Source organism: Pseudomonas sp. 18058, assembly GCF_902706155.1.
Lineage (GTDB): Bacteria > Pseudomonadota > Gammaproteobacteria > Pseudomonadales > Pseudomonadaceae > Aquipseudomonas > Aquipseudomonas rustica.
In genome coordinates this window covers 16,165-38,473 of the sequence record NZ_CACSJY010000015.1, presented here as the reverse complement: position 1 = coordinate 38,473, position 22,309 = coordinate 16,165, and the positions used below count along the sequence as shown (strand labels likewise).

Below are 22,309 nucleotides of genomic sequence, written 5' to 3'. Positions count from 1 at the left end.
TCTGCCTTGATCGAGTTGGCCCAGGTCATGCCCTGCACGAGGCATGGCCTGGCTCACCAAGTCGGTTATCGCGTGCCGCGCTGGCGCAACGCCGACGGCATAAAGTACGCATCCTCGGGTACCGGCTGGGCGAAATCCACGGTCGCGGCTTCTTCGTTGTCGAGGTTCTGCACGTAGTAACGACGGGCCTGCAAATCATGGAAAACGTCCAGCGCGCTCCACGTGGTGGGCAGGTCGTAGAAGTTTTTCAGGTAGGCCATCGACACGCGCCACAGCTCCCCTCGCCCGTCGTATTGATCGACCAGCGCAGCGCCCCAACTGTCTTCATCGAGGAACAAAACGCGTTTGGAATAGATGTGTCGCGAACCTGGTTTGAGGTTGCCTTCCACCACCCAGACCCGGTGCAACTCGTAGCGGGTGTATTGCGGGTTGAGGTGGCCCGGGGTGAGCAGTTGCGCGTACTTCACGTCGGGGCTGGAAACTTTGTAGTTGTTGTAGGGAATGTAGATTTCCTGTTTGCCCTTGAGCTTCCACTCGTAGCGATCCGGCGAGCCGTTGAACAGGTCGGTGTCGTCGGCGGTGCGCAGGCCATCGGAGGAAGCGATCGGCGTGTCGTACGCGAGATTGGGCGCGCGGCGTACGCGGCGTTGGCCGGCGTCGTAGACCCAGGCCTGGCGCGGATCTTTGAGCTGGTCGAGGGTTTCGTGAACGAGGGCTGCGCCACCGGCCAGACGCGCCGGACTTTTTACGAAGGCGAGGTAGTAGAACAGGATGTTTTTCAGGTCAGCGAACTGGCCGTTCGGGCGGTAGTAGTTGAACAGCGCTTCCTGTTGCGACGTCACCAGCGCAAAGCTGCCGTTGCGCTGCACCGGCGCTTCGGAAGCGCGGCGCACGACGTAGATGCCGCGATAGCGAGTGATGTGGTTCCACAGCACTTCGACGCCGTCTTTCGGCACTGGAAACGGTACACCGCCGTAAGCGTCGGAGAAGCCGCTGCCGCCTTCGAGCAGTTTCGCCGAGGTCGCGTTTTTCAGGGTGTTGTCGTACAGCCACTGCGGCGCCGAGCCAGAGCGACGGGACGGGTAGATCGGCATCTGAAAGGTGTCGGGATAGCTATTGAACAGCGCGATCTGGCCCGGGCTGAGATGGGCTTTGTATTGGTCGAGATTGGCTTTGGTGATGGTGAACAACGGTTTGTCCGCCGCGTACGGATCAGGGTGATGCTGACCCGGTTTGTAGCCGGCCGGCGCTTGGGTGATGCCGCCCGTCCACGCCGGGATGGTGCCGGCGGCGTTGCCAGCCCGCTCGGCGCCCATGGGGGTCAGGGTGGTTTTCAGTTGCTCGGCTTGTTGCGGGGTGATGGCGGCCAGGGCGGTGCTGGCGGCCAGGCTCATGACAAGCGCCAGCGTGGTCTTGGTCAATCGTGAAGTGTGAAACATGATCAATCTCCGAAATGGGAGTGAGGTCTCTCCTGTGGGAGCGGGCTTGCTCGCGAAAGCGGCGTGTCAGTCGCCAACTACTTGAATGACACACCGCCTTCGCGAGCAAGCCCGCTCCCACAGGGGATCTGTGTGGTCTTTAAAGGAAATACTTGAGGTTGAACCCGACGTTGTCGCGGTCGCGGATGCCGTTGTTTTGTCCGCCGCCGTAGAACTCGGTGTACTGCAATTCGGCTTCGAGCTTGTTCTGGTAGTTGGCCTTGATCCCCAGCGTGTAGGCCTTGCGACCTTCGATGGTGTTGCCGGCCTGGTAGCTGTTGCCCTGAAAGTCGTCCTTGTAAACGATGTAAGGCGAGACGTTGACCCCGGCGTACACGTCGTTCCACGTGCCGTTGAGCATTGCCGTGTAGCTGTAGGAATCACGGTTGACCTGATCGTCGCGATCACCACCGGACACATAGGAATAGTTACCAGTCCCCGCGTAATAACGCGTGCTGCCGTCATAAGCGGTGTATTGCAAACTGCTGCCGCGCAGATGTTCCGAGGCCAGTTCGAAGATGCCGAACAGCGAGTCGAACGAGGCCGTCGGGCCGAAGTTGTAGATGGTGCCCAGTGAGGTGTTGAACGCTTCGACGCGCTCGGCGTTGTTGATCTCGCTGTTGAGATTGACCATCTGCCCGCCGACGTTGATCGACCGGCCCGTCACCGCCACCGCCGCACCGTTGGCCAGGTCGCCGATCAAATCGTTGGTCGCCGCGACGCCGATCGGCAGGTTCGGCCGATAAGCGATTTCACCAAACACCGAGGCCTCACCCAGCGTGGTGTTGAAGCTGAAACCGTACATGCGGATGTCTTCGGCGTAACGACGATGCGCCTGAATGTTGCCCATCACATCGGCCGTGGCCAGACCGCCGGCAAGCGCCCCGGCCTGATCGCCGGCAACGCCGGACAACAGGTTGGTCAGCGCATCCATGTCAATGCCCTTGTACCCGCCCAGATCCGCGGCGATGGTCGGTTCCTTAGCGTGGTAGTTGACCATGTACAAACCGAACTCGGTGCTGTTGAGTTGCTCGGCGATGTAGCGGAAAGCGAAACCAAACTGCCCGTCGTTACGCGCGTTGTAGTCCTTGCCAATCGACGCAACTTTCAACGTGTTGCCGTAAGCCGGCGTCACACCGTTGGCGTAAAGCCCGGTGGTTTGCAAAGCCGAACTCAGCAACGGGTTATTGCCCAGCGCGCTGTACAAGCCGATCACGTTGCCAAACCCCGGCACCGGCGTGTCGAGCGCGGTGCCGCTGAAGTTGTTGTAACCGGTGTTGCCGCCATCGGCGAACAGGTCGGTCTGCGAGTAGAAGGTGCCGACCGGATCGATGCGGGTTTCTTTCCAGTTGGTCTGGTAGAAACTCTCCATGGTCAGCGAATCGGTGAGGCCGACGTTGAAGCTCAGCGCCTCTACCGGCACCAGCACTTCCTTAACTTCGGCGCCGGGCAAACGGTACTTGGCCGCGTCCACCGGGTTGGTGGTGTTGATCCCGCCGCGATAGAAAATCCCCTCGCCCCAGTTGAACACTTGTCGCCCGACTCGGGCGGTCACCGGCATCTGCGCGACGTCCCAACTGCCGTGCACATACGCGTCGAGCATCTCGATGCGGCTGCCGGCAATATCGCGGGTCTGGCTGGTGAAACGGTCGTCCTGCGGGTAGCTCTGGCTCGGTTGCGAGGGGCTGTTGTTGTCGTAATAGTTGTTGCGCTTGTCCATCAGTTGCGTGTCATAAAACCCCGTGCCGCGCATGAACAAACCGTAGTTCTGATAGTTGGCTTCAAGCTCGGAAGTGATCTTGTACACCTCGGAAACCAGCCCGGTGTCGAAGTTGCGATTGCCGTCGTTGGTGTTGACGTCATCGTTGGATTTGTCGCGGCCCTGCACCCGCCACATACGACCGTACGACAACGTCGTATCGATCGAACCGGTGACCTGTTTGTCCATGAAGCTGAACTCCACCGCGTGCGCCGCATCGACTGCGCACAGTTGCAGCAGCCCTGCCAGGCCGACACCGGGGAGCACCGCGCCCGTCAGGCGCAATCGAGTGCTGATCATGTGTTCCTCCTTCCCTGTTTTTTATTGTTTTTTGTCCTGTCGCGGTGGCTAGGGCGCCAATCCCGCGCTGACGTAAATCCGGCTGTGCGCGCCGAAATGGCCGAGCAGTTTGAACAGCTGTTGATTGAGTGCCGGATGGTCGAAATCTTCGCGTTGCAGCTGATTGCCGCTGCTGAAATCGCTGGTCGCTGGCGCCGTTTCCAGCCATTGGCCGATCGCTTCGTCGAAGGCGGCGGAGTCGTCGACCGACTCGGCGCTGACCACTTCGCGCAGGTAGTCGACCGAGTACGGCGGATAGGATTTGTCTTGAGCGACATCGGTGTAAGCGTCGAGCATCGGATGCGGATTGCCGGCACGCAGCAAGCGCCGCAGCCAGGTTGATTGATACTTCTCCACTTCCATGTGCCGGGTCGCAACGCGTTCGATGGAGGCCTGTTTGTCGGCGGAGAAACCGGCCAGCGCCTTGCCTTCCAGCAGCAAAAGACTGGCGAGATCGACACCCGGCAATGGCTTGGCGTGATACGGCTGAGTCAGATCCTGAACGTGGTGCAGGCCCCAGCCGAGAAAGCGATAACCCCAATACGGATGGCCGCTGGCAAATGCCAGTCGCGCCAGGCCCATGTATTGATACGCACGCCAGTCCGGCCAACTGCGTTCGAGGAATCCGGCAGCGGCATAGACCACCGGGCTTTCGTGGAAGAAGCCCATGTGGAACGGCGCTTGCGAGCTGTACTGGAAACGCTCGTCACCAAAGGGTTGCGGGCCGAAGCCGTAGCGCGCGCCAGCGTCGCCGGGGTTGTCAGTGAAGAGGTTGATGTCGTGGCCGTAATCCGGTTCGTCGGCGGCGCTGGCCAGCACCGCGAGTGCTGCGACTTTTTCGTGGTTGGCGACGACGATAAAGCGCTGGCGATTCCACGGTGACAGGGTTTGTTCGACCATGACTTGATTGGCCTGCAAATGCTCGCGCTCGGGCAGGTCTTTGCCGGGTAATGGCTGGATGACCATCGCCAGATGAATCTGCGGGTTGATGCGCAGCGCGGTGAAAAAGTCGTGGCGCAGATTGTCACTCGGCGTGGCCGGTAATTTCAGCGCATCGGGGCGTGGCGGGTATTGAGCGAAGTGATCGCGGGCGAAGGTTTCCTGCTCTTCCAGCAATGCGCTGACGGCTTGGTATTGCTGCGTGAGGAAGTTTTCCAGCGGCTCGACTTCCACCAGTGGAGCATCGCGCAACGCCGGCAGATCCTGCAACGCCAGGTAGCTGCCCACCGTATGGTTCGACCAGCCCCAAGCACTTGGGGCCGTTGCACAAAGCAGCAACAGGAGGAATGTCAGCTTCATTGCCGGGTTCTTATTGGAGGTGCCGTGGGGAGTGAGCCTAACAACCGCCCCCGCCGCTGACACTGTCCGATCTCACCAGAAAAAGTCTCCGATGGCGCCAATTCAAATCTCAACACGATCCCTGTAGGAGCTGCCGAAGGCTGCGATCTTTTGATGTTGATCTTAAAAAACAAGATCAAAAGATCGCAGCCTTCGGCAGCTCCTACAGGGGGAATTGTGGTGTGTTTTTTAGGCGGGGTAGCCGGTGATTTTGCGGATGCTCTGGTACAGCGGTTTGAGCTGGCGGTACATGCGCAGGTAAACCTCTTTGTACAGTTGCTCGTAAATTTTCTGCGCATCGGGTTGTGGGGTGAAGACCGCGCCGACGCGGGTCATCGCGGTGATTGCAGTTGGGAAATCTGCGTGCAATCCGAGCCCCACCGCACAGCAGATCGCCGCCCCCAAGCCAGACGCTTCGTAGACATGCGGTCGCTCCGCCGGCAGGCCGAAAATATTCGCCGTAAGCTGCATCGCCGCATCGCTCTGCGATCCGCCACCGGCCACGCGCAGGCGCTTCACCGTAACCTTTGAACGCCGCTCGATATTCTCCATGCCCTGACGCAACGCATATGCCAGCCCCTCAAGAATCGCCCGGTAAATATGCGCGCGGGTGTGCACATCGCCGAAGCCGATCATCGCGCCTTTCGCTTCCACGCCCGGCTCACGAATCCCCGGCGACCAGTACGGTTGCAGCATCAAACCCATCGAGCCTGGCGGCACCGCATCGACCAGCGCATCGAACAACTGCTCCGGCTCGATACCTTGCTCTTTGGCCTGCTGCATCTCGCGCAAGCCGAACTCGTTCTTGAACCAGCTGACCATCCAGTAACCGCGATAAATCATCACTTCGCAGTTGAACTGATCCGGCACCGCTGACGGGTACGGCGGAATCAACGGGACGATTTCCAGATAGCGCGAACGGGTGCTGGTGATCGTCGCCGTGGTGCCATAGGACAGGCACACCGTGCTCGCATCGACCACGCCGGCACCGACCACTTCACACGCCTTGTCGGCACCCGCCGCAATCAGCGGCAAGCCTTCGGGAATGCCGGTGTGGCGAGCCGCTTCAGCAGTGATGTAGCCGAGGGTTTCACCGGGTTTGTGCAGGGTCGGCAATTGCTCGGGACGCACCGCCAGCGCCTGCCATTTCCAGTCACTCGGCGCGGCCCATTTCAGGCGTTTGAAGTCAAACGGCAGATAGCCGACGCAGCAACCCACCGAGTCGACGAAACGCCCGCACAGTCGATGGGTGAGAAACCCCGACAGCAGCAAAAACTTGTCGGTCGCCGCCCACACCTCTGGCTGATGCTGCGCAATCCAGTTGGCCTCAGCCTGGGCACGAAAATAATCCACCGTGCCCTGCGCGCCGACCAGTTTGAACAACCAGCCCCACGGCCCTTTTATCCCGCCCTCGACTTCACTCTGGCGCTGATCGAGCCACAAAATTGCCGGACGCAGCGGTTTGCCTTCGGCATCAACGTTGATCACCGTGCCGCGCTGGGTGGTCAGGGAAACGCCAGCAATCTGCGAACGATCAATGCCGGTTTGCGCCCAGACTTGCTGACACGCCTCGCCGAGTTTCGCCCAGTAATACTCCGGATCCTGCTCGGCCCAACCCGGTTGCGTCGAGTAATACGCCTGCAATTCAACCTTGCCTTTGCCGAGCAAATTGCCCTGCAAATCGAAGAGCAACGCGCGCACGCTCTGGGTGCCGTTGTCGATCGCCAGCAGGTAACGCTTGTTCGGGTGGTTATCCATGGAGCTCTCTTCAAGGGGCATCAAGGCGTGGCATCCGGCAGACCGTGATGGCGTTGCCACAACGCCCGATAACGCTGAATTTCCTGCTGCCAGTATGCGTCGCTCCAGCCGAGTCGTGGCTGGCAGATTTGGCGGATGGCGGTGAAATAGTCTTCGCCACCGTGAGGCAGCAAAAGGCCGAGACGCGTGCGGCGCAACAGTAGATCGTCGAGGTGCAGAACCATTTCCGCTTCGCAGGCGAAGGCCAGTTCCGCCCACAAGGTGTCCGTGATGCCAACCGTGTCGTGGCCGACTTCTTTGATCAATTGCGCCAGCCTCGGCAGGTTTCGGCCATGCCTTCCGGCCAGTCGTCGCCACTGCTGACTGCTCAATTCTGCAATCGCCAGCGCAGGTACGGCGGCAAACACCGGCGCGGCGTCATCGACGAAGGGACGTTCGAGCATGTCCGCGCAGGCCTTGAGCACTTCGATGGCTTGCGGGCGGAACGTGGTCAGTTTGCCGCCGGCCAGGGTCACGCAACCGGGCTCCTGCCACAGCACATGTTCACGGGTTTCGTTCGACGGTTTGTCTTGAAGATTACCCGCCGCACTGCCAACTACTGGACGTACGCCCGACCAGGTCGACAGCACGTCATTCGCCGTCACTTCTGCACCGGGAAATTGTTGTGTGCAGGCCGCCAGCAGATAGTCGAGTTCTTCGCCGCTGATGCTCGCGCTGTGATCCAGATCTTCGCGATGATCGAGATCCGTGGTGCCGACCACCGTCGCGCCCTCCCACGGAAAAACGAACACCGGACGGCGGTCGCGTTCATGCAAAAACGTAAACGCCTGCGCCACCGGCAAACGCCAACCCGGCAGCAATAAATGACTGCCACGCAACGGCCGCAATTGCCGTGGTGCCTCAGTCGGCCGCAAGCGCTCAGCCCATGCACCGGTGGCCACAGCAAGCACGCCACAACGCAATTGCAGGGTCGCGTCGGCCTCGCAGTCTTCGATCTGAACGCCGCACACTCGCCCGTTTTCTCGCAGCAAATGCTCGACGCGAACGCCATTGACCACGACCGCGCCATCCGCTCGCGCCTCGCTCAACACGCGCATCACCAATCGCGCGTCATCCGTCAGCGCATCGACAAAACTGGTGCCGCCGAGCAAGTCACTTTCCTTCACGCCCGGCGCCAGATAACGCAGCTGCTGCGCATCATGAAAACGATGGCTGCGCCGTCCGGCCAAAGCATCGTAGACGCTCAACAAACCACCCAGCAGCCGAGGCCCGGGAAAGCCGCCGCGATAGTGCGGCATCATGAAACTCATCGGTTCGACCAGCCCCGGCGCTTCGTCGAGCAAGCGCTGACGCTCGCGCACCGAATCGCGGGTCAGGCGCCACTGGCCCTTGGCGATGTAACGCAAACCGCCGTGTACCATTTTCGACGATCGACTGGAGGTGCCCCAGGCAAAATCGCGCTGTTCCAGCAACAGGCAGCGCCAGCCGCGACGCGCCGCTTCACGCAGGATTCCGGCGCCGCTGATACCGCCGCCGATGACGATCAGATCCCAGGTTTCCTCGGCCAGCGTCGGCAGAACTTGCTGGCGCCATGCGGCGTTCCAGTCCTGACTCATGGCCGTCACTCCGGCAACAGCGTGCCGGGGTTGAGGCGCCCGGCCGGATCGAAGTGTTTACTTAGCGCCTGCAAGGTATCCATCGCCAGTGCGCCCTTCTCGCGCAACAGGTACGGCGCGTGATCTTTGCCGACGCCGTGCTGATGACTGATGGTGCCGTGGTTGTCGACGATGGTCTGACTTGCCGCGTGTTTGAGTGCTTTCCAGCGTGCCAGCGTCGCGGGGTAATCCGCCGCCGGGCGAAACACGTAAGTGGTGTAGATGCTCGAACCTTCGCCGTAGACGTGGGACAAGTGGGTGAACACATGCACACGCTCGCCCTCGGCGGCCAAGGCCTCGCGCAGGCTGTTTTCGATGAGGTTGAGCAGGTTGTCGACGTTGCTCCAGTCGGTGGCGGTTTCAAGGGTGTCGACGACGTAACCGGCGTTCCACAGGTTCTCGCGCAGGTAGGGGAAACGGAAGCGGTTCTGCGCCCATTTCTTGCCGAGCAAAGTGCCGGTGAACACGCCACCGAACGCCTTCAGATGCTGGCGCGCCTGTGTCAGCGACAATGCGTTTTGTCGGCGATTGCCGGTGACGCCGAAGGTCAGCAGGCATTTGCCCTCTGCTGCTCCCCTTAGCTTCAGATACTTTTCCAGCCAGGCGATTTGTTGCGGATGACCGGCCAGTGCCAGTTGCGTTTCGGTTTCCACGGCGTTGGATAAACGCAACATCGACAGCGGCACGCGTGCCTGGGCCAATTGGCGGATGGCTCTGAGTGCCTGCGGCCAGTCGGGGAGAAAAACGCCGTAGAAACGTTCATCGGCAGGCAGCGCGCTGACCCGCACCTTGACCTCGGAAATGATCCCGAAACGGCCCTCGCAACCCAACACCACTTCGCGCAAATCTGGCCCGGCAGCCGAAGCCGGAAAGGTTGGAATGTGCATCGGCCCGGCAAAGGTTTCCAGCGTTCCGCCCGCAAACAGTTGCTCGATCCGGCCATAGCGCAACGACTGCTGACCGCTGGAACGACTGGCAACCCAACCGCCCAACGTCGACAACTCCCACGACTGCGGAAAATGCCCCAGCGTGTAGCCCCGCGCACGCAACTGACTTTCCACCTGCGGCCCACTCGCACCGGGGCCGAACGTCGCCAGCAGGCTCTGCTCGTCGAGGTCGATCAGGCGATTCATCCGCGCCAGTGACACCGTCACCACTGGCCGCGCTGAATCCGGCGGATTAATGTGCCCGGCCACCGAAGTACCGCCGCCATAAGGGATCAGGCACAAGTCCTGTTCGTGAGCGAGCGCCAGCAATTGGCGAATATGTTCAGCGGTCTCGGGAAACGCCACCGCATCGGGATAATTGCCCAGCGCACCTTCGCGCAACGCCAGCCAGTCCGGCAGGCTCTGGCCCCGCGCATGCAACAAACGATCATGAGCATCGATACTGTACAAAGTGTGCGCCGACAACCGCGAGGCCGGCACACGCGCCAATGCCGCTTCAAGCGTGGCATCGGGCAGCGCGCGTCCCTCGCCCAGTCGCTCATGAAGAAACTCCGCGCCCTGGGCCGGCAGTTCGACCACCGTGGTTGCATCTCCCCAGCCGTTCCAGCGTCGCATGCGTGTGTCCTTTTTTGCCGTCAGATCAGTGATATTTCAGGCCCCCATACTAGCCAGCGGCCGCAAAGTGTCACGGTCGCATCCGGCCAGTTCGTGTAGCCAATTGAGTCAAACGTCGCGCAAGCGTCAGCCATTTACTTTAGTCGTGGTTTCAAATTACCTTTCAGGCATTCATCCGCCCACGCGGCCGTCGATCAAAGGAAGGGATCATGCAATCGCTCGGCTTCACCTCAGTTCCGCCCCTGCTCAAATACCTGCGCCATGCCGAACAACTGGGCATGGCCGTCGAACCGGCGTTGGCGGCGGCGGGTTTGCAGGCGCAGCAGTTGAGCGACAACACCCTGCGCTTGCCCGGTGAGGCGCATGAGCGGCTGCTGGATTATTTCTGCGAACACTCGGGCGATCCGTTGTTCGGGCTTAACGCGGCGAATTTCGTCCTGCCCAATTCGTGGAGCGTGCTCGGTTACATCACCATGAACTGCGCGACGTTGGGCGATGCGATGAGCCGGATCATGCCGTTCGAAAAACTGGTCGGCGACATGGGCGTGAGTCGCGCCGAGGTGCTGGATGGCCACGTGCATCTGATCTGGACGTGCCGTTATCAGCGGCCACGGATTCGCCGGCATCTGGTGGAAAACGTGCTCGGTTCATGGCTGCAATATGCACGCTGGATCGCCGACACGCAGATGTCGCCGGCCGCTGTGTGGCTCGAACACTCGTGCCCGGCCGAGGCGACGCCTGCGCAGTACGAGGCGTTTTTCGATTGCCCGGTGGTGTTTGATCAGGCGTATTCGGCGCTGATCGTGCCGCTGGGGTATTTGCAGTTGCCGCTGCGTCAGGCCGATGCGCAGTTACTGCGCACCCTGGAGGAACATGCGCTGGGGTTGATGGCAACGCTGGAGGATGCGTCGCTGGAGCAGCAGGTGAAGAACATTCTGCGGCAGTTGCTTAAGGAAGGCTTGCCGCGCAAGGAACAGGTGGCCGAGCATCTGGCGGTGTCGGTGCGTACGTTGCAGCGCCAGTTACATCAGGCGGGGACGTCGTATCAGCAGATTCTGGATGATTTGCGCCAGGAGTTGGCGGAGCATTATTTGCTCAACAGTACGTTGCCGATTCAGGACATTGCGCAGTATCTGGGGTTTACCGAACCGAGGTCGTTTCACCGCACATTCAAGAGCCGCCGCGGGATGCCGCCGGGGGAGTTTCGGCAGATGCATCGGGGGTGAACCGCTTCTACCCTCACCCCAGCCCTCTCCCGGAGGGAGAGGGGGCCGACCGGGGGATATTTGTGAATTACACCGACCTGAAAAACAGGCTGTGAATCCATAATCGACTCGGTCTTTCAGGTCGATGGATAGCTTCATTCACCTCGGTCAGTCCCCTCTCCCTCCGGGAGAGGGCTAGGGTGAGGGGCTTTTCGCTTCATTAGCCTCAGAGGCTGATCGCATCGGTAAGAACCAACCGGATTCGACAGTCACATCCGGGGTGAACCGCTTCTCCCCTCACCCCAGCCCTCTCCCAGAGGGAGAGGGGGCCGACCGGGGGGTATTTGTGAATGACATCGACCTGAAAGTGCTGCTTTGAATCCATAATCGCTGCAGATCTCTCAGGTCGATGGATAGCCTCATACACCTCGGTCAGTCCCCTCTCCCTCCGGGCGGTCCGACGTTTCGGGAGGGCTAGGGTGAGGGGCTTTTCGTTCTAGAGGCTAATCGCATTGGTAAACACCAACCGATTACCAAACGGATCGGCAATCGTCATGTCCTGACTCCCCCACGGCATCGCCTGAATCTGCGGATGCGAGAACTTGTAGTCCTTGGCGATCAATTGCTGCTGAAACGCCTCCAGCTCATCCGTCTCGATACGCAGCGCCGAACCCGGGCTCGCGTCGCCATGGTGCTCGGACAAATGCAGCACACACTCGCCACGCGACACCTGCAGGTACAGCGGGAAATTCGCTTCAAAGCGATGCTGCCAGTCGATCTTGAAACCGAGAAAATCGACGTAAAACTCTACCGCTTTGGCTTCATCGAAGATCCGCAGGATCGGGGTGGTTTTGCCGAAGCTCATGGGGTGCTCCCTGACTGGTTGGCCCCACACTGTAGACGGGGTGGATGTCAGGAATTCGGCTTGTTGATGGCTTTCTTTAATCTCAGATTGCCACTATGAGACGTAGATCAAAAGATCGCAGCCTTCGGCAGCTCCTACAGGGGGGATTTCGACTGATCAAATCCTTTGCGTAAATCACCTTCGCGCGCGAGAAAACGCCCTTCCCTGCGTCCGTTCGCTTGGCCGTCGCGATAACTCAACACACCGTTGATCCAAACCCCGTCAATGCCTTGCGCCGCTCTTTGCGGATCGTTGAAATCCGCGACATCACGCACCGTCGCCGGATCGAACAACACCAGATCCGCCCAAAAACCTTCACGAATCTCGCCGCGCTCCTTCAAACCAAACCGTGCCGCCGACAAACCGGTCATCTTGTGCACAGCGGTGTGCAGCGGAAACAGCCCGACATCACGACTGAAATGGCCCAACACCCGTGGGAACGCGCCCCACAGGCGTGGATGCGGGAACGGGTCTTCCGGCAGTCCATCAGAACCGACCATCGACAACGGATGCGCGAGGATTCTTCGTACATCCGCCTCGTCCATGCCGTAGTAAACAGCCCCCGCCGGTTGCAAGCGTTTCGCGGCATCAAGCAGCGGCAGATTCCATTCCGCAGCGATGTCGATCAGATCGCGGCCGCTGACTTCCGGGTGCGGCGTCGACCAGGTGATGGTGATGCGATGCGCATCGGTGACCTGCTTCAAATCCAGCGTCGAAGAACTCGCCGCATACGGATAGCAATCGCAGCCAACCGGATGGGTTTTCGCGGCCTCTTCCAATGAAGCGAGGAGCTCGGGACTGCGCCCCCAGTTACCCACGCCGGCACATTTGAGGTGGGAAATAATCACCGGCGATTTGGCGTGACGACCGATCTGAAACGCCTCATCCATCGCCTCAAGAACCGGGGCGAACTCGCTACGCAAATGCGTGGTGTACACCGCGCCGAATGCCGTGAGTTCTTCGGTCAGTTGCATCACTTCATCGGTGGACGCGTTGTAGGCGCTGGCGTAGGCCAGACCTGTGGATAAACCCAACGCACCGTCCTCAAGGCTTTCACGCAATTGCTCGCGCATCGCCGTGATTTCTTCCGGAGTCGCGGTGCGCAACAGGTCATCCAGATGATTGCTGCGCAGCGCCGTGTGGCCGATCAGTGCGGCGACGTTCAGCGTGGTGTTCGCCGCTTCAACCGCCGCGCGGTAATCGCTGAAACGTGGGTAGACAAAAGCGGCCGCAGTGCCGAGCAGGTTCATCGGATCCGGCGGATTGCCTTTCAAACTGACGGGCGAGGCGCTGATTCCGCAGTTGCCGACAATCACCGTGGTCACACCTTGGCTGAGTTTTGGCAGCATCTCTGGCTGACGAATCACCACCGTGTCGTCATGGGTGTGCACGTCGATAAAACCTGGCGCCAGCACGCGGCCGGCGGCGTCGATTTCTTCGGTCGCCGTGGCCTCGGACAAGTCGCCGATGCGCTCGATACGGCCGTCGCGGATGGCCACGTCGGCCTGGTAGCCGGGCGTGTTGCTGCCGTCGATGATCAGGGCATTGCGAATCAGGGTGTCGTACAACATGTCAGTCTCCCAGCGGCAGGTGATCGTCGCCGCCACGGTATTCGTCGAGCGCCAGTTTGATCCGCCGCAGACGTTCTTGATTGTCTTCAGGATTGGCCAGCGCCAGCTCGGTGGCGAGCACGTCGATGGCGAGCAGCATGCCGTAGCGCGCCGCCGTCGGTTTGAAAATGAACGAGGTTTCCGCGCTCTGCAGCGGCAGCAAGACGTCGGCCAGTTCGGCCAGCGGCGAGTCGGCGCGGGTGATGGCGAGAATGTGCGCGCCGTAGTTGCGTGCCAGTTCGACGGTCTCGAGCAGCTCCGGGGTGATGCCGGTCAGCGAGCAGACGATGACCACTTGTTCGGCGTTGAGGCTGGCGGCGGTGACGCGCATCATCACCGCGTCATGACACACCGCAACCGGGTAGCCGAGGCGCACCAGCCGCACCTGCAATTCATCGCTGCACAGGGTCGAACAACCGCCCATGCCGAAGGCGTGAATCATCCGCGCCTGGCCGAGCAATCTCACTGCATCGGCGAAGCGTGATTCATCGAAACCGGCCAGATGCTGACGCAAGGTGGTTTCGATATCGCCGACGATTTGTCCGTAAAACGCTGACTGATCGGGCGTACCGGCAGGGTCGAGAAAACGGCTGCCAACACCGCTGGCCTGGGCCAGTTGCAGACGCAGATCACGCAGGTCACGACAGCCAACCGTGCGGGCGAAACGCGACAGCGTGGCGGTGCTGACTTCGGCGCGTTGCGCGAGGTCTTCGAGGCTGGCACTCGCGGCGAAACCGACGTCGTCGAGCATCAGCCGGGCGATACGGCCTTCGCCGGCGCTGAAGGAATCCTGACGAGCGCGGATCTGATAGAGGATGTCCATGACGGCTGGCTCCGGTTACAGCAGGTAAGAAAGACCGAGGGTCATTGCAAAAGCGACCACCGAAATCAGGGTCTCCAATACAGTCCAAGTCTTGAAAGTCTGGGCGACCGTCATGTTGAAGTATTCCTTGATCAACCAGAAGCCGCCGTCGTTGACGTGGGAAAAGATAACCGACCCGGCGCCGGTCGCCAGCACCAACAGCTCAGGGTGGGGATATCCCAGACCAATGGCCACCGGCGCGACCACGCCCGATGCGGTGGTCATAGCCACGGTCGCCGAACCGGTGGCGATGCGCATCAGCGCAGCAAACAGCCAGCCCATGATCAGCGGCGACAGGTGGAATTCGTGAGCGAGGCCGACGATCTGATCGGTGACGCCCGCGTCGACCAGAATGCGGTTCAAACCGCCGCCAGCGCCGACCAGCAAAGTGATACTGGCCGTAGGCGCCAGGCATTCGTTGGTGAATTTGAGGATCGATTCACGGCTGAAACCCTGAGCGATACCCAGCGTCCAGAAACTCAGCAACGTCGCCAGCAACAGCGCGATCACCGAGTTGCCGATGAACAGCAGGAACTGGTTGAAACCGCTGCCCGGCGTGGAAATCAGGTTGGCCCAGCCACCGATCAGCATCAACACCACCGGCAACAGAATGGTCGCCATGGTGATGCCGAAACCCGGCAGCTTGTCGCGCGGTTCGCGATCGAGGAATTGTCTTTCCAGCGGGTTATCCGCCGGCAAATGAATGCGCGGCACGATGAATTTGGCGTACAGCGGGCCGGCAATGATTGCCGTCGGAATGCCGATGGCAATCGCGTACAGCAAGGTCTGCCCGACCGACGCCTGATAGGCCTGCACCGCCAGCATCGCCGCCGGGTGCGGCGGCACCAGCGCGTGCACCACCGACAGACCGGCGACCATCGGCAAACCGACCATCAGAATCGACACACCCACGCGGCGCGCCACGGTGAATGCAATCGGCACCAGCAAGACAAAACCGACCTCGAAGAACAGCGGCAAACCGACCAGAAACGCGATGCAGACCATCGCCCAGTGCGCATTCTTTTCACCGAATTTATCGATCAGCGTGCGCGCCAACTGCTCGGCGCCGCCGGACTCGGCCATCATCTTGCCGAGCATCGTCCCCAGCGCCACCACTAGCGCAATATGCCCCAGCGTCTTGCCCACCCCGGCCTCATACGCCCCGACAACCCCGGAGGCCGGCATCCCGGCCACCAGCGCCAGGCCGATGGAAATCAAGGTAATGACAATGAACGGATTGAGCCGGTAACGGGCGATCAACACGATCAAAGCAATGATGGCAACGGCTGCATAAACCAGCAGCCAATAGCCGAAGTCAGGCGTCATGCGGTACTCCTCGAAAGGGTCACGTTCGAATGGGTTGTGAAACTCATAAATCATTTCGAGATCGAGATTTCAAACCGCATGAAAGTAATTTTCGTGGAGAGGTAAGGGATGTCGTAAATGGATATGTTTTGTCGTGATTAATGAAAATCGCGGGGTGGGATTTACATAATATTCAGCCAAACACAAAACCCTGTGGGAGCGAGCTTGCTCGCGAAGACGGCTTCACCTTCAACACCTTTGCCGACTGAACCACCGCTTTCGCGAGCAAGCTCGCTCCCACAGTTTGATTGCATCACATCAGGTACAACGCGGATAACCTGTGGGGAGCTGGCTTGCCAGCGATGACGGCTGCACATTCAAACTAGATGCTGACTGGTGAATCGCTATCGCGAGAAAGCCAGCTCCCACAGGTTCGCGTCCAACCCTACGTTGTGTTTTTCTAAGCCAGCCAAGCGCTATACTCGCCTTACAAATTCCGTAGAGTCCCCGCCATGACCTCCGCGCGTCGCACCCGAAAAAAACTGACAGCCGATACTCTGATCCGCGCAATCGCCAGCTCGACAGCCATAGAGACGGGCCAAAGTGTCGAGGCAATTGAGCGCAAACTCAAAGTCAGATCCAGTAAGTTTCTAAATTTGTCCCTGGCCAAGTAGCGTCGACTTCAAGACCACAATGCCTGCCGAACCCAATACTCCATGGGTTCGTAGTTGCAGTTCAGCCCCTGACTGATCGCTGCAAAATAAGCCTCTTTGTTTCTTTCCCAACTGCTGTAATCCAGCGGCACGTAGCCCGCCTGCACGGCCATGACGTCCGCCAATAATCGCGACAAGCGTCCATTACCTTCGCGAAAGGGATGAATAAGGATGAACTCCACGTGCGTTACAGCGATGGCGCGAATCAGGTTCTCGTCCAGTTCGGGCCTGCATGGTGTGTATTTGGCAAGACAGTCCCTTTCAAATCCATCGAGCAACCGAGAGATCTGCGGCGCAGCGGCGAAGAAAAATCCATCCTTGCCCAAATTTACCGCACGGACATCGCCAGCCCATGGATAGATGTTCCCGAGCCAGTGTCGATGCCAATCTTTTAAATCCTGAACTGTCAGTGGTCGATCAGGTAAATGCTCGATGAGTACCGATTGGTAAAGCTTTTCCAACAAAACCAGCTCTGCATCGTCCATGTCTTCAGGATCGGTAATTCCCAGCTTATTGCTCAGCACTTGCTCATTCGAGCCAGGCTGAAAAGTGCTCTGTGCCCCTTCTGCGTCGTAACGGTTAATCATCCCTGTACCTGCTGAATTGGCGATGTTCAGAGCACCATAGGTCTGGCGCAATACAAGCGCAAAGCCTGAAACGAAAACGGCTGCTCGATGGCAGCCGTTCTGAAGGGTGATAGCAAAGCCCGGCGGGCTCAAACACCCATCACACCATTTCGTTACGAATCCATTCAACCACGGACGTGCGCTTCGGCGCCCAGCCCAGCAGTTCGCGCGCATGTTTGCCGCGCACACGGCTGTTGGAGCCGAGGCCGTAGTTGGCCATTTCGTAGCCCCATTCGGCTTCGGCGTCTTTCAATGGCCAGTCTTGCGGTTGGCCCAGGTTCAGCGCTTGGGCCATGGCGGTGGTCATGTCGATAAACGACGCTTCGCCGCTTTCAACAAAGTAGAAAGTGCCCGGAACGTTTTTGGTCAGCGCCAGCAGGTAGAGGGCGACGACGTCTTCGATGTGCACGTTGGACCAGATGTTTTGGCCAGTACCCACGTGACGAACGACACCGCTTTTGCGCGCTTGTTTGAGCAGTCGCGGCAGTTGCACGCTGTCACGTTTGACGCCCAGGCTATGCCCGTAGATCAGCGTGTTGCAGATGACGGCGGAGTTCACGCCGTCCTTCGCCGCTGCGAGGATCAAGTTGTCGATGGCCACGCGTGCGGCTTTATCGACGGTCGGCTCCGGCAGATTGTCTTCGTAGTAGATGACGTCGCTGGACTTGCCGCCCGACGCATCGCCAACGATGCTCGAACCGCTGGTGTGCAGGAACACTTTGTTGGTACCGCGCAAAGCATCGAGCAACGCTTCCACCGCACCGCGATGGTCGCTGCTGGCGGCGTTGATCACGGCATCGGCAGCGCGGGCCTGTTTGGCGAGCAGTGCTTGGTCGTCGAGTGTGCCGATAACCGGGGTGATGCCGAGTGCTTTCAGCTCATCAGCTTGTTCAGCGCTGCGCACCAGACCGGTGACGTTGTGCCCGGCCTGAACCAGACCGGTAGCGATCGAGCCGCCGATAAAACCGGCAGCGCCGGTGACGAATACGTTCATGGAGAAACTCCCTGCGTGAGTAAGTGATGGGACGAGTATCGGCCCGTGAGCCCGGGGGAAAAACCCGCTCCCGCCCAATTCACTCTTGCGCAGAGGTCACGAATCAGCCCTTGAAATCGGCGCTGGCGTAGGCGGCGAGTTTGCTCTGGATAAAGTCGAGGAAGCACTGAATGCGCAGCGCCAGTTGCGAGTTACGGTAGTACACCGCGTTGATCGGCTGGCGATAACCGCTGTTGAATTCACCGAGCAGGACTTTCAAACGGCCGGCGCGGATGTCGTCGATGGTCATGAAGTGCGACAGGCAAGCGATGCCCTGCCCTTCCAGCGCCAGATGCCGCACAGTCTCGCCGCTGGAGGCGCTGATCGCCGGGGTGATCGGCCAGCGATCGCCGTGCACGTAACGCAGCGGCCATTGGTTGAGGCCTTCGTTCTGAGTGAAGCCGAGCAAAGTGTGTTCGCTCAGATCAGCGACTTGCTGCGGCGCGCCGTGTTTTTCCAGATACGCAGGACTAGCGACGATCAGCAGCGGACTGCAACCGAGCGAACGCGCGTGCAGCGTCGAATCGGCGAGGGTGCCGATGCGGATGGCGATGTCGGTGCTTTGTTCCAGCAGGTCAATGATCAGGTCATTGCTGTTCAGTTCTAGCTGAATGTCCGGGTAGAGCCGGCGGAATTCGTCGATGTAGGGGACGACGGCGTGGAGCATGAACGGCGACGCCGCGTTGATGCGCAAGCGCCCGGACGGAGTTTGCTGGCGTGAGGACAGGCGTTCTTCGAGTTGATCCATCTGATCGAGAATCAGCTTGGCGTGCTCGAAGAAGTATTTGCCCTCCTCGGTCAGATCCATGCGCCGCGTGGTGCGGTTGATCAGCGTGGTGTCGAGTTTGGCTTCCAGCTTCGACAGCGTGCGACTGACGGCCGAAGGCGTTTGCCCGACCTGCTCGGCGGCGGCGGAAATGGAACCGCACTCGATCACGCAGACGAAAATCTGCAACTCATCGGATCTGGCTTTCACGGGTGTCCTCTTTGAGATCGCCAAGATCGCAGCCTTCGGCAGCTCCTACAGAGTTCACATGTAGGAGCTGCCGCAAGCTGCGATCTTTTGCTGTTACCACCGATAGTAGCCCTAAACCACTCAAGCCTTAAGCCCAAACACCTCGGTCAGATGCTGCTCATAACGCGCTACATCACCTCCGATGTTCGGACGCTTCATCACATCCACACACAAAAACGTCGGCAACGCGGTCATGCCCAGAAACTCATTGGCCTTGTGGAACGGGAAGTACACCGCATCAACACCTTTGGCCTCAAAGAAATCGGTCGGGTCATCAAACGCTTGTTGCGGTGCGTTCCAGGTCAGCGACAGCATGTATTGCTTGCCCTGAATCAGACCGCCGCTGCCGTACTTCTGCGAGGCGTCGGAGCGGGTGCGGCCATCGCTGGCGTAGAGGCTGCCGTGGCCTTCGGTGAAGACTTCGTCGAGGTACTTTTTCACCGTCCACGGCGCGCCCATCCACCAGCCCGGCATCTGATAAATGATCACGTCGGCCCAGAGGAATTTCGCCACTTCTTCAGCGACGTCGTAGCCCTCATCGATGAAGGTGGTTTTGACATCACAACCGCCGCGATCCAGCACGCTCAGCGCGGCTTCGTGCAGGGTGGCGTTGTAACGACCACCAGAGTGGGCGAATTTTTTACCGCCATTCAACAACAATACTTTTTTCATGAGAAAGCCTCGGCGCAGCCATTCCGGCTGGGTGGAGAAGGGAAACTGGAATGGCGGCAGATTAACCATCTGCCTCGCGCGGAATAAGCCGTGATTGCGCAAAATACATTTGACCAAAAAGCACGAATCGAACACAGATTGTTGCCATAGCATGCTCGGCCATCTGTATTTGAGGAGTCGTTGTGATGAGTGAACGCCAGGGTTTTATCCTGCACGCCAAGACCCGCCCGGAAAAAGCCGAGGCCTTTGAAGCGCTGTTCCGCGCTTATGTTGAACCGAGCCGCGCCGAGCCCGGCTGCATCGAGTACCACATGCTGCGCGACAAGGAAGATCCGTCGCTGTTTATCTTTTACGAGATCTGGGAGAGCCAGGCACACCTGGATGTGCACTCGAGTCTGCCGCACATGAAGGCGTTTTTCGCCGAGCGCATGGACTATCTGGAACGCGATTTCGACATTCGCGCCATCGACATGCTCAGCGAAGCGTCGGCTAACCGCTGATCAATAAATGGGTGCCGAGCGCGCCCAGACCGATGAAGAAAACCCGTTTGAATAGTACGGCGCTGATGCGTTGCCGCAGCCATTGGCCGAGCAACATGCCCAGCACGGCGGGGATCAGCGCCAGCAGCGAGGCGCTCAATTCACCGCCGCCGAGTGCGCCGCGCCAGAGCAAACCGCCGGCCAGCGCCAGAGTCGAGACGGTGAAGGACAGGCCGAGTGCCTGCACCAGTTCATCACGGTTCAAACCCAGTGTTTGCAGGTAGGGCACCGCCGGAATCACGAACACGCCAGTGGCTGAAGTGATGACGCCGGTGATTAAACCGCAGGCCGGGCCGAGCCAGGGTTCGTGGCGGGGGTTTACGCTCAGCGTCGGCAGGAACAATCCGCTCAACGCATACAGGAACAGCGCCGCGCCAAGTCCGCGCACCACCCAATGTCCGCCGGCCATGCCGATCCACAACGTGCCAATTGCGGTGCCGAGGAAGATCATCAACAGCATCGGCCAGAGGCGTTTGATCAGGCCTCTTAAATGCCCGCCGAATGCCAGTTGCCAGAGGTTGGTCAGGGTAGCCGGGATGATCAACAACGCGGCTGCCTGCGATGGCGCCATAGCCAGACCGAGCAGGCCCATGGCGACCGTGGGCAGGCCGAGGCCGATGATGCCTTTGATCAGGCCGGCGAGGATGAAGGTGGCGACGACCAGCAATGACAGGGTCAGGCCCAGGTGTTGGTAGAAGTCTGTGAGTGTGTTCATGGCGGTACTGTGCGCCAGTCGGGGTTGGCTGAAAATCTGCCATATACTGAGGGTGCCTCTGCTTTTGAGAGAGGCTGATGATTTCGTTGGGGCTGATGGCCTCTTCGCGAGCAAGCTCGCTCCCACAGTGAATCTGTGTCGTACACGAGTCCAATGTGGGATCGGGCTTGCTCGCGAAGGGGCCGGCCCAGCCACCACAAAACCAGAGGCTAACCATGCACTTCGACCTCACCGACCTGCGCCTCTACCTGCACATCCTCGACGCCGGCAATATCACCGCCGGCGCCGCGCGCAGCCATTTATCCCTCGCCGCCGCCAGCGCCAGAATCCGCGCCATGGAAGCCTCGCTCGGCACCGATTTCCTCGAACGCGGTCGCCGTGGCGTCACCCCGACACCCGCCGGCAAAGCCCTCGCCCATCACGCGCGCATCCTCCTGCAACAGGCCGAACGCATGCAGCAGGATCTCGCCGACTACGCGCAAGGCGTCAAAGGCCAGGTGCGGCTGCTGTGCAACACGACGGCGATCACTGAATACCTGCCGGAAGTGCTCGCCGATTTCCTGCGCAATCACCCCAATCTCGACATCGATTTGCAGGAGTTGCCGAGTGCGCGCATTACCCACGCCTTACGCCAAGGCGCAGCGGATCTCGGGATTGTTTCCGACGCCGTAGACACCCGCGACCTACATACCCAACCCTTTCGTGACGATCCACTGGTACTGATTCTGCCCCTCGATCACCCGTTGTCTGATGCCGACGAGGTCAGTTTCAGCGATGCGTTGCACCACGATTTTGTAGGACTCAGCGCCAACAGCGCTTTGGCGATCTACCTCGAAGAACAGGCCCTGCACAGCGGCGCCCGCATGCAGGTGCGTATCCGCGCCGACGGTTTCGACGGCGTGATGCGCATGGTCAGCCGTGGCGCCGGGCTCGCCATCGTGCCACTGGCGGCCATCGAACGCGCGGCGCCACGCAGCTTCAAAAGCGTTGCGCTCAACGAACCGTGGGCGCGCCGCACCTTGATGCTCTGCGCCAGGGACTTCACCGCCCTGCCGGGTTACGCCAAAGCCCTGCTGCACGCCTTGACTCTCCCCTAACGGACAGACTTCATCCAAACAGATTCAGCCGCTGGAAAACTCTGAACGTTCGCGCGTTTCTGAGCAGCTCGATGTCGACCCCAGACAACTGAGCCGCGACCGGGCGCTATACGGTGCAACTTCA

18 protein-coding genes are annotated in these 22,309 nt (G+C 60.0%); 3 read left to right on the top strand and 15 right to left on the bottom strand.

Features of this window, described 5'->3' with window-relative positions; all coding sequences use genetic code 11:
• Positions 1–65: 65 nt before the first annotated feature.
• From GVL50_RS10625 to GVL50_RS10600, 6 genes are all read right to left on the bottom strand, one after another.
• Positions 66–1,394 (bottom strand): DUF1329 domain-containing protein, encoded by a 1,329-nt coding sequence (locus tag GVL50_RS10625; RefSeq protein WP_371925967.1) that lies wholly within the window; start codon positions 1,392–1,394, stop codon positions 66–68.
• 184 nt (positions 1,395–1,578) lie between these two features.
• Positions 1,579–3,537, bottom strand: coding sequence for a DUF1302 domain-containing protein (locus GVL50_RS10620; RefSeq protein ID WP_159812863.1), 1,959 nt, complete (start codon positions 3,535–3,537; stop codon positions 1,579–1,581).
• 48 nt (positions 3,538–3,585) lie between these two features.
• Complete coding sequence (locus GVL50_RS10615) at positions 3,586–4,875, bottom strand: phospholipase (RefSeq protein WP_159812861.1); 1,290 nt, start codon at positions 4,873–4,875, stop codon at positions 3,586–3,588.
• A gap of 228 nt (positions 4,876–5,103) precedes the next feature.
• A complete protein-coding gene (locus GVL50_RS10610; RefSeq protein WP_159812859.1) occupies positions 5,104–6,672 on the bottom strand; it encodes an FGGY-family carbohydrate kinase in 1,569 nt (522 codons plus the stop codon).
• A 20-nt stretch (positions 6,673–6,692) separates the two neighbouring features.
• Positions 6,693–8,288 (bottom strand): glycerol-3-phosphate dehydrogenase/oxidase, encoded by a 1,596-nt coding sequence (locus tag GVL50_RS10605; protein WP_159812857.1) that lies wholly within the window; start codon positions 8,286–8,288, stop codon positions 6,693–6,695.
• A gap of 5 nt (positions 8,289–8,293) precedes the next feature.
• Entirely contained in the window at positions 8,294–9,889 is a 1,596-nt protein-coding gene (locus GVL50_RS10600; protein ID WP_159812855.1) for an FAD-binding oxidoreductase, read from the bottom strand.
• A gap of 209 nt (positions 9,890–10,098) precedes the next feature.
• On the opposite strand from GVL50_RS10600, the gene GVL50_RS10595 reads away from it, so the two are divergent.
• A complete protein-coding gene (locus GVL50_RS10595; RefSeq protein WP_159812853.1) occupies positions 10,099–11,115 on the top strand; it encodes an AraC family transcriptional regulator in 1,017 nt (338 codons plus the stop codon).
• A gap of 475 nt (positions 11,116–11,590) precedes the next feature.
• On the opposite strand, the gene GVL50_RS10590 is transcribed toward GVL50_RS10595, so the two are convergent.
• The 8 genes from GVL50_RS10590 to GVL50_RS10555 form a co-directional block, all read right to left on the bottom strand.
• Positions 11,591–11,959 (bottom strand): glyoxalase superfamily protein, encoded by a 369-nt coding sequence (locus GVL50_RS10590; protein ID WP_126359889.1) that lies wholly within the window; start codon positions 11,957–11,959, stop codon positions 11,591–11,593.
• 134 nt (positions 11,960–12,093) lie between these two features.
• Positions 12,094–13,569 (bottom strand): amidohydrolase family protein, encoded by a 1,476-nt coding sequence (locus tag GVL50_RS10585; RefSeq protein WP_159812851.1) that lies wholly within the window; start codon positions 13,567–13,569, stop codon positions 12,094–12,096.
• A 1-nt stretch (position 13,570) separates the two neighbouring features.
• Entirely contained in the window at positions 13,571–14,431 is an 861-nt protein-coding gene (locus GVL50_RS10580) for a MurR/RpiR family transcriptional regulator (protein WP_159812849.1), read from the bottom strand.
• Positions 14,432–14,446: 15 nt separating this feature from the next.
• Positions 14,447–15,796, bottom strand: coding sequence for a GntP family permease (locus GVL50_RS10575; RefSeq protein WP_159812847.1), 1,350 nt, complete (start codon positions 15,794–15,796; stop codon positions 14,447–14,449).
• A 661-nt stretch (positions 15,797–16,457) separates the two neighbouring features.
• Positions 16,458–17,207 (bottom strand): Fic family protein, encoded by a 750-nt coding sequence (locus GVL50_RS10570; protein ID WP_256671848.1) that lies wholly within the window; start codon positions 17,205–17,207, stop codon positions 16,458–16,460.
• A gap of 7 nt (positions 17,208–17,214) precedes the next feature.
• On the bottom strand, positions 17,215–18,108 hold the full coding sequence (locus GVL50_RS10565; RefSeq protein WP_159812845.1) for an NAD-dependent epimerase/dehydratase family protein: 894 nt from the start codon (positions 18,106–18,108) through the stop codon (positions 17,215–17,217).
• 103 nt (positions 18,109–18,211) lie between these two features.
• A complete protein-coding gene (locus tag GVL50_RS10560; protein ID WP_053116979.1) occupies positions 18,212–19,123 on the bottom strand; it encodes a LysR family transcriptional regulator in 912 nt (303 codons plus the stop codon).
• A gap of 120 nt (positions 19,124–19,243) precedes the next feature.
• A complete protein-coding gene (locus tag GVL50_RS10555) occupies positions 19,244–19,834 on the bottom strand; it encodes an NAD(P)H-dependent oxidoreductase (protein ID WP_159812843.1) in 591 nt (196 codons plus the stop codon).
• A 185-nt stretch (positions 19,835–20,019) separates the two neighbouring features.
• Here GVL50_RS10555 and GVL50_RS10550 point away from each other — a divergent pair, with 185 nt between their 5' ends.
• A complete protein-coding gene (locus GVL50_RS10550; RefSeq protein WP_159812841.1) occupies positions 20,020–20,334 on the top strand; it encodes a putative quinol monooxygenase in 315 nt (104 codons plus the stop codon).
• Here the strand turns inward: GVL50_RS10550 and GVL50_RS10545 are convergent.
• On the bottom strand, positions 20,324–21,088 hold the full coding sequence (locus GVL50_RS10545) for a sulfite exporter TauE/SafE family protein (RefSeq protein WP_159812839.1): 765 nt from the start codon (positions 21,086–21,088) through the stop codon (positions 20,324–20,326). The two genes, GVL50_RS10550 and GVL50_RS10545, sit on opposite strands and share 11 nt — an antisense overlap.
• Before the next feature lie 215 nt (positions 21,089–21,303).
• On the opposite strand from GVL50_RS10545, the gene GVL50_RS10540 reads away from it, so the two are divergent.
• The gene (locus GVL50_RS10540; protein ID WP_159812837.1) at positions 21,304–22,185 is read left to right on the top strand and encodes a LysR substrate-binding domain-containing protein; all 882 of its coding nucleotides are present in this window, start codon (positions 21,304–21,306) and stop codon (positions 22,183–22,185) included.
• Positions 22,186–22,309 lie beyond the last annotated feature (124 nt).

What these genes read in the sequence shown, in the direction of transcription:
- GVL50_RS10590 (WP_126359889.1), bottom strand. Translation starts at nt 11,959, where the DNA reads ATGAGCTTCGGCAAAACCACCCCGATCCTGCGGATCTTCGATGAAGCC.
- GVL50_RS10610 (WP_159812859.1), bottom strand. Translation starts at nt 6,672, where the DNA reads ATGGATAACCACCCGAACAAGCGTTACCTGCTGGCGATCGACAACGGC.
- GVL50_RS10540 (WP_159812837.1), top strand. Translation starts at nt 21,304, where the DNA reads ATGCACTTCGACCTCACCGACCTGCGCCTCTACCTGCACATCCTCGAC.
- GVL50_RS10555 (WP_159812843.1), bottom strand. Translation starts at nt 19,834, where the DNA reads ATGAAAAAAGTATTGTTGTTGAATGGCGGTAAAAAATTCGCCCACTCT.
- GVL50_RS10585 (WP_159812851.1), bottom strand. Translation starts at nt 13,569, where the DNA reads ATGTTGTACGACACCCTGATTCGCAATGCCCTGATCATCGACGGCAGC.
- GVL50_RS10580 (WP_159812849.1), bottom strand. Translation starts at nt 14,431, where the DNA reads ATGGACATCCTCTATCAGATCCGCGCTCGTCAGGATTCCTTCAGCGCC.
- GVL50_RS10565 (WP_159812845.1), bottom strand. Translation starts at nt 18,108, where the DNA reads ATGAACGTATTCGTCACCGGCGCTGCCGGTTTTATCGGCGGCTCGATC.
- GVL50_RS10545 (WP_159812839.1), bottom strand. Translation starts at nt 21,088, where the DNA reads ATGAACACACTCACAGACTTCTACCAACACCTGGGCCTGACCCTGTCA.
- GVL50_RS10550 (WP_159812841.1), top strand. Translation starts at nt 20,020, where the DNA reads ATGAGTGAACGCCAGGGTTTTATCCTGCACGCCAAGACCCGCCCGGAA.
- GVL50_RS10605 (WP_159812857.1), bottom strand. Translation starts at nt 8,288, where the DNA reads ATGAGTCAGGACTGGAACGCCGCATGGCGCCAGCAAGTTCTGCCGACG.
- GVL50_RS10575 (WP_159812847.1), bottom strand. Translation starts at nt 15,796, where the DNA reads ATGACGCCTGACTTCGGCTATTGGCTGCTGGTTTATGCAGCCGTTGCC.
- GVL50_RS10595 (WP_159812853.1), top strand. Translation starts at nt 10,099, where the DNA reads ATGCAATCGCTCGGCTTCACCTCAGTTCCGCCCCTGCTCAAATACCTG.
- GVL50_RS10620 (WP_159812863.1), bottom strand. Translation starts at nt 3,537, where the DNA reads ATGATCAGCACTCGATTGCGCCTGACGGGCGCGGTGCTCCCCGGTGTC.
- GVL50_RS10615 (WP_159812861.1), bottom strand. Translation starts at nt 4,875, where the DNA reads ATGAAGCTGACATTCCTCCTGTTGCTGCTTTGTGCAACGGCCCCAAGT.
- GVL50_RS10625 (WP_371925967.1), bottom strand. Translation starts at nt 1,394, where the DNA reads ATGAGCCTGGCCGCCAGCACCGCCCTGGCCGCCATCACCCCGCAACAA.
- GVL50_RS10600 (WP_159812855.1), bottom strand. Translation starts at nt 9,889, where the DNA reads ATGCGACGCTGGAACGGCTGGGGAGATGCAACCACGGTGGTCGAACTG.